This is a genomic window from Sphingomonas bacterium, from assembly GCF_903643065.1.
Lineage (GTDB): Bacteria > Pseudomonadota > Alphaproteobacteria > Sphingomonadales > Sphingomonadaceae > Sphingomonas.
In genome coordinates this window covers 1-3,997 of record NZ_CAHJWX010000273.1, presented here as the reverse complement: position 1 = coordinate 3,997, position 3,997 = coordinate 1, and the positions used below count along the sequence as shown (strand labels likewise).

The window sequence follows — 3,997 nt, the reverse complement described above, 5'->3', positions numbered from 1 at the left end:
GGCCGTGCTGCTCGACGAGGGCGGGGCGGCGTCACCCGCGATCGGCGCCGGCGCCGGCGCGCCCGTGCGCAGCCTCGTGTCGCTGCTTCCGTTCGGCATGGCGCTGGTCGATCGCGACGGACGCTTCCTGCAGATGAACGACGCCTTCATGCGCGCCGGCCAGGTCGATCCCGCGCATCCGCCGCTGTACCCCGGCGACCTCGTGTCGCGTGAGGACAAGGCGGCGGTCGCCGATGCGGTCCGGCGCTTCGCCGGCGGCGCAACCCATTCCGCCGATATGGCGGTTCGCCTGAAGAACCATCCCGACGAGCCGGTCGCGCTCACCATCGCCGGCGCGCGGGGCCTGGGCGACGCCGTCGTGCTGCTCAGCCTCAAGGACAATGCGGAGGAGACGCGGCTGAAGCGCGAGGTGGCGCAGGCGACCAAGATGCAGGCGGTGGGCCAGCTCGCGGGCGGCGTCGCGCACGATTTCAACAACATCCTGACCGCGATCATCGGCCATTGCGACCTGATGATGATGCGTCATTCGCCCGGCGATTCCGATCATGACGACATCCAGCAGATCCGGATCAACTCGAACCGCGCCGCCGGGCTGACCCGCCAGCTGCTCGCCTTCAGCCGACAGCAGACGCTGCGCCCGCAGGTGCTGCAGCTGCCCGACGTCGTCGCGGAGGTGTCGAACCTGCTGAAGCGGCTGATGGGCGAGACGGTGAGGCTGGACGTGCATCACGGCCGCGCGCTCGGCGCGGTGCGCGCCGATCCGGGCCAACTGGAGCAGGTCGTCGTCAACCTCGCGGTCAACGCACGCGACGCGATCCTCCAGGCGAACCCGAAGGGCGGCGTGCTGACGATCCGCACGGAAGCGGTCACCGCCGCCGAGGTGCGCGCGCTCGGCAACGACGTGCTCCCCCCCGCAGACTATACCGCGCTGGTGATGCAGGACACCGGCGCGGGCATCCCGCCGGACATCGTCGGCAAGATTTTCGAGCCGTTCTTCACCACCAAGGAAATGGGCAAGGGCACGGGGCTGGGGCTGTCGACCGTCTATGGCATCGTCAAGCAATCGGGCGGGTGGATCTTCGCGGATAACCCGCCGGGGCAGGGCGCGCGCTTCACCATCTACCTCCCCGTCCACGCCGCCGGCGCCACCGCGCCCGTCGTCCGCCGCGCGGCGAGCAAACCGGCCGAGACCTGGGGCACGGGCACGGTGCTGCTCGTCGAGGACGAGGCGATGGTCCGCGCCGTCGCCGAACGGGCGCTGACGCGGCAGGGCTATCACGTGCTTACCGCCGACAATGGCGAGGCGGCGCTGGACATGCTGACGCAGCATGGACGGCCCGACCTGCTCATTTCCGACGTGGTGATGCCGACGATGGACGGGCCGACCATGGTCCGCCATGCGCGCGAACGCTATCCGGGGCTGCCGGTCCTGTTCATGTCGGGCTATGCCGAGGAGCAGCTGCGCCGCTCGATCGACCTCAATCACGTCCAGTTCCTCGCCAAGCCGTTTTCCGTCCAGCAGCTCGCGGAGGCCGCGCGCGACGCGTTGGCGCCGGTGGCGTAATCGCTTGGAATCACGACGATCGCCCGCTACGAACACGGTCATGACGGGGCCGCAACAGATCCTCATCGTCGAGGACGAACCGCTGATCGCGATGATGCTGGAGGATTTCCTGGAGGTGCTCGACAAGCGTCCCGCCGGCACCGCCGACACGGTCGCGGGCGCGCTGGCGCTGATCGAGCGGGGTGGGGTGGACGCGGCGATCCTGGACGTGAACCTGCGCGGTGGCGAGAAGAGCACGCCCGTCGCCGAGGCGCTCGCGCGCCGCGACATCCCCTTCGTGTTCGCGACCGGCGGCACGGAGGAGTCGGTCGACGATCGCTTCCGGGGGCGCCCGACGCTGATGAAGCCGTTCACGATGGACGGCGTGGCAAAGGCGCTGGAGGCGCTCTGACCCTCCCCAAGCGGGGACGAATGTGCGAACAGGGGATCATGTCCCGCTTCGACAAGAGCCGCCTGCCGTCGCGCCACGTGTCGCTCGGCCCCGAGCGCGCGCCGCACCGCTCCTATTATTACGCGATGGGCATCGCCGAGGAGGACATCGCCAAGCCCTTCGTGGGGCTCGCCAGCGCCGGCAACGACAGCGCGCCGTGCAACACGACGCTCGACGCGCAGGCCGACGCCGCGCGGGCCGGCGTGGTCCAGGGTGGAGGGATGCCGCGCCGGTTCAATACCATCACCGTCACCGACGGCATCGCCATGGGGCACCAGGGGATGAAGGCGTCGCTGGTCAGCCGCGAGGTGATCGCGGACTCGGTCGAGCTGTCCGTGCGCGGCCATTGCTATGATGCGCTGGTCGGCTTCGCGGGGTGCGACAAGTCGCTGCCGGGCATGATGATGGCGATGCTGCGGCTGAACGTGCCCTCGATCTTCGTCTATGGCGGCTCCATCCTGCCCGGCCGGTTCGAGGGCCGCGACGTGACGGTGGTCGACGTGTTCGAGGCGGTCGGGCGCCACGCCGCCGGCGGCTGTCCGCTGGCCGAGCTCACCGCGCTGGAAAAGGTCGCGTGCCCCGGCGACGGCGCGTGCGGCGGCCAGTTCACCGCCAACACCATGGCCTGTGTCGGCGAGGCGATCGGCCTGTCGCTGCCCAACAGCAACATGGTGCCGGCGCCCTACGCTTCGCGCGAGCAGATCGCGGTCGCGGCGGGCGCGCAGGTGATGGAGCTGGTGGAACGCCAGCTGCGGCCGCGCGACATCTGCACCCGCGCCGCCTTCGAGAACGCCGCGCGCGTGGTCGCGGCGACGGGCGGCTCGACCAACGCCGCGCTGCATCTGCCGGCGATGGCGAACGAGGCGGGGATCGCGTTCGACCTCCACGACGTCGCGCGCGCCTTCGCGCAGGTGCCCTGGCTCGCCGACCTCAAGCCCGGTGGCCGGTACGTCGCGCGGGACATGCACGAGGCCGGCGGCGTTTACATGGTGATGAAGACGCTGCTGGCGGGCGGGCTGCTCGACGGTGATTGCCTGACGGTCACCGGCCGCACGCTCGCCGAGAACATCGACGAGGTGACGTGGAACCCAGACCAGAAGGTGATCCATGCCTGGAACGCGCCGATCACGCCGACCGGCGGCGTCGTGGGCCTGCGCGGGTCGCTGGCGCCCGATGGCGCGATCGTCAAGGTCGCCGGGCTGGAGCGGCTGGACTTCGAGGGTCCGGCGCGGGTATTCGACCGCGAGGAAGATGCCTTTGCCTGCGTCCAGTCGCGCGGGTTCGCGCCGGGCGAGGTGCTGGTGATCCGCTATGAGGGGCCCAGGGGCGGGCCGGGCATGCGCGAGATGCTGTCCACCACCGCCGCGCTCTATGGCCAGCAGATGGGCGGCGAGGTGGCGCTGATCACCGATGGCCGCTTCTCCGGCGCGACGCGCGGCTTCTGCATCGGCCATGTCGGGCCGGAGGCGGCCGATGGCGGCCCGATCGCGCTGGTCGAGGACGGCGACCTGATCCGGATCGACGCGGCGGCGGGCACAATCGACCTCCAGGTGACGGACGAGGTGCTGGCGGCGCGACGGGCGCGGTGGCGGGCGCCGGATCATGGCTATGGCTCGGGCGCGCTGTGGCGCTACGCCCGCACCGTCGGCCCCGCCTATGCGGGCGCGGTGACGCATCCCGGCGCGACGGCGGAGACGTCGGTCTATGCCGATATCTAGCCCCGCCCGCCGGCTCCCGACCGTGAAGCAGGGATGATCCCGATCGACGGCCGGCCGATCCTGACGGCGTCGGCGATGAAGGGAGCGGAGCAGGCCTCGGGCATCGACCTGTTCGAGCTGATGACCCGCGCCGGAGAGGGCATCGCGCTCGCCGTCCGGCGCCTGGCGGCCGGCCGCGAGGTGCTGATCCTGTGCGGGCCCGGCAACAATGGCGGTGACGGCTATGTCGCGGCGGCGGCGCTGGGCGGCGCCGACCTGACGGTACGCGTCGCGGCGAGCGGCGAG

Annotated in this window: 4 protein-coding genes; all 4 read left to right on the top strand. The window is 71.1% G+C overall.

Annotation, left to right across the window (positions count from 1 at the left end; all coding sequences use genetic code 11):
• The coding region (locus tag HUU95_RS10205; protein WP_174280013.1) for a response regulator at positions 1–1,564 on the top strand (1,564 nt) is incomplete at its 5' end.
• A 40-nt stretch (positions 1,565–1,604) separates the two neighbouring features.
• On the top strand, positions 1,605–1,955 hold the full coding sequence (locus HUU95_RS10200; RefSeq protein WP_174280012.1) for a response regulator: 351 nt from the start codon (positions 1,605–1,607) through the stop codon (positions 1,953–1,955).
• 38 nt (positions 1,956–1,993) lie between these two features.
• A complete protein-coding gene (gene ilvD, locus HUU95_RS10195; RefSeq protein WP_174280011.1) occupies positions 1,994–3,712 on the top strand; it encodes a dihydroxy-acid dehydratase in 1,719 nt (572 codons plus the stop codon).
• A 33-nt stretch (positions 3,713–3,745) separates the two neighbouring features.
• A partial coding sequence (locus HUU95_RS10190) for an NAD(P)H-hydrate epimerase (RefSeq protein WP_302480116.1) occupies positions 3,746–3,997 on the top strand: 252 nt, incomplete at its 3' end.

Excerpts from the sequence above, each read along its gene's own strand:
- ilvD (WP_174280011.1), top strand. The coding sequence starts at position 1,994 with ATGTCCCGCTTCGACAAGAGCCGCCTGCCGTCGCGCCACGTGTCGCTC.
- HUU95_RS10200 (WP_174280012.1), top strand. The coding sequence starts at position 1,605 with ATGACGGGGCCGCAACAGATCCTCATCGTCGAGGACGAACCGCTGATC.